At 66.1% G+C, this 1,725-nt stretch carries 4 protein-coding genes; 1 reads left to right on the forward strand and 3 read right to left on the reverse strand.

Features of this window, described 5'->3' with window-relative positions; translation table 11 throughout:
• The coding region (locus ACFWF3_RS34795) for a DUF2867 domain-containing protein (RefSeq protein ID WP_379318323.1) at nucleotides 1–277 on the reverse strand (277 nt) is incomplete at its 3' end.
• Here ACFWF3_RS34795 and ACFWF3_RS34800 point away from each other — a divergent pair.
• Nucleotides 173–484: a cytochrome P450 gene (locus tag ACFWF3_RS34800; protein WP_379318325.1), complete on the forward strand. Its 312-nt coding sequence runs from the start codon at nucleotides 173–175 to the stop codon at nucleotides 482–484. The genes ACFWF3_RS34795 and ACFWF3_RS34800 overlap by 105 nt on opposite strands.
• A gap of 231 nt (nucleotides 485–715) precedes the next feature.
• Here ACFWF3_RS34800 and ACFWF3_RS34805 read toward each other — a convergent pair whose 3' ends face one another.
• Nucleotides 716–1,114 carry a hypothetical protein gene (locus ACFWF3_RS34805; protein ID WP_379318319.1) on the reverse strand — a complete coding sequence of 133 codons (399 nt, stop codon included), beginning with the start codon at nucleotides 1,112–1,114 and terminating at the stop codon, nucleotides 716–718.
• A 100-nt stretch (nucleotides 1,115–1,214) separates the two neighbouring features.
• Nucleotides 1,215–1,349: a hypothetical protein gene (locus tag ACFWF3_RS34810; RefSeq protein ID WP_379318321.1), complete on the reverse strand. Its 135-nt coding sequence runs from the start codon at nucleotides 1,347–1,349 to the stop codon at nucleotides 1,215–1,217.
• Nucleotides 1,350–1,725 lie beyond the last annotated feature (376 nt).

Below are 1,725 nucleotides of genomic sequence, written 5' to 3' on the forward strand. Positions count from 1 at the left end.
GCCGCAGCAGGTGGCCCTGCTCGATCTCCTCGACCCGCCAGAAGTCCAGGGACTCCCCCACCCTCAGGTGCTGGGCGTCGCGCCGCCCGCGCCGCAGGCCCACCCCGCCGACCAGCCGGTCCAGCTGGTTCCCCGCATCGCCCGCGAGGCCATCCAGCTCCCGGATATCACCATCGCGGCCGGTGACTTCATCGTCATGCTCCTCGCCGCGGCCAACCGTGATCCGGCGGTGTTCGCCGACCCCGATCGATTCGACCCCGCCCGTGCGAATCGTCATCTCGCCTTCGGTCTCGGCCAGCACTTCTGCCTCGGTGCCCCGCTGGCTCGGCTCGAAGCCACCGTCGCCATCAACTGCTTCGCCCGTCGGGTCATCGCCCCCCGCCTGGTCAGCGATCCACCGAGCTACCGCGAGCACGTCACCTTGCGTGGACCGGCGGCGATGCCAGTTACCTTCGCCTCGATCGCTTCCGCGAACGCCGCGTGACCGGATGCGTGTGGTCCTGAGTGACCCGGGCGGGGACCCCATCGGTCCAGTCCTCGTTCAGCCGGCGGAACGGGTCATGTAGCAGACCAGAGCCTTGATCGTGCTCGGCAACGAACCGAGGTGAGGCTCTGTGAGTTCGGCCGCCTCGACGCTGAACCGGATAGCACAGAGGCGCCCGCTCGATGACTTCCGCGCCGGCACGGTGCAGCCCCGGGATTGACCCGGAATTGCTCAGTCCAGGAGCTGGGGGGCCCGTCGGCAGTAGGTGATGGGCGGGTCGATGACGATCACATCGGTGACGTTCAGCAGGTCGGCGGGCACCTGGCCATCGAGGTGGATGAACGTGGGGCACAACACCACATCGACGGCGAGCTCGGTGACGAGGAACTGTAATCGGGCCAACGGTGTCGCCGTGAGTATCAGAGTCCCGAGGAGCTCGTAGCCGAGATCGGTCGCGGTGGTACGGATCAGTGATTCGCACTGCGGTCGGCTCGGACCGGTCAGGTCGGCACGCACATAGCCGATAGCGGTCCTGACGGCCGGAGGCCGGCGCCGACGGGCGAACCCGATGTCTGCCGAGGCGCGAGTGAACCGGCGCGCACCGGCCGGGTCCGAGATCTGTTTGTGCATCGGATGTCCTGCCTTCGGTCGAAGCCATGTCTGCGGGCACGGCACGGATGGGAAGGTGATGGCGAGATCGCACCAGGCTGGAACGATCTGGCGCGATGAGCTATCGAGTCCGCCCGCGGACATAGGACGGAGTGGTCGCATCGGCGAAGTAGCGCACGGCGCCACTGGTGGCGATATCGGCTGCGCTGTCGCCGATGTCCGGGCGGGCGGCACACGCAACTCGAGGGGCAATCATCACCTGAACACCTCACTGTCGGCGGGGTGGAGCGTTCGACGGGCCCAACCTCATCACAGTTACCGATAGGCAAATAGAGTAGAAAGTCCCTCTAAAAAGAGTGGTCGGGGAGCCGTGTCAGCATCGGGGACGTGCTCGCGTCTCGGGTAGCGTTCGACCGGGTGGGTGGTTCGCACCGGACCCAACTGATCCTGCTGGGTCTGCTCACATAAGTCTTCGATGAGTTGTGCCATGTGCGGAATTTCGAGCCTGGTTGTCCGGTTGTGGCGGAGGTCTTGGTGTCTGGACCGACGCCCATGTGTCGCTGGAGGTCAGGCGGGACCTCGGTTTCATCGACCTGTGCGGCGTCATCAGGCACGGCAGTCCGGACGTTGCA

The organism is Nocardia sp. NPDC060220, from assembly GCF_042727815.1.
Taxonomy (GTDB): Bacteria; Actinomycetota; Actinomycetes; order Mycobacteriales; family Mycobacteriaceae; genus Nocardia.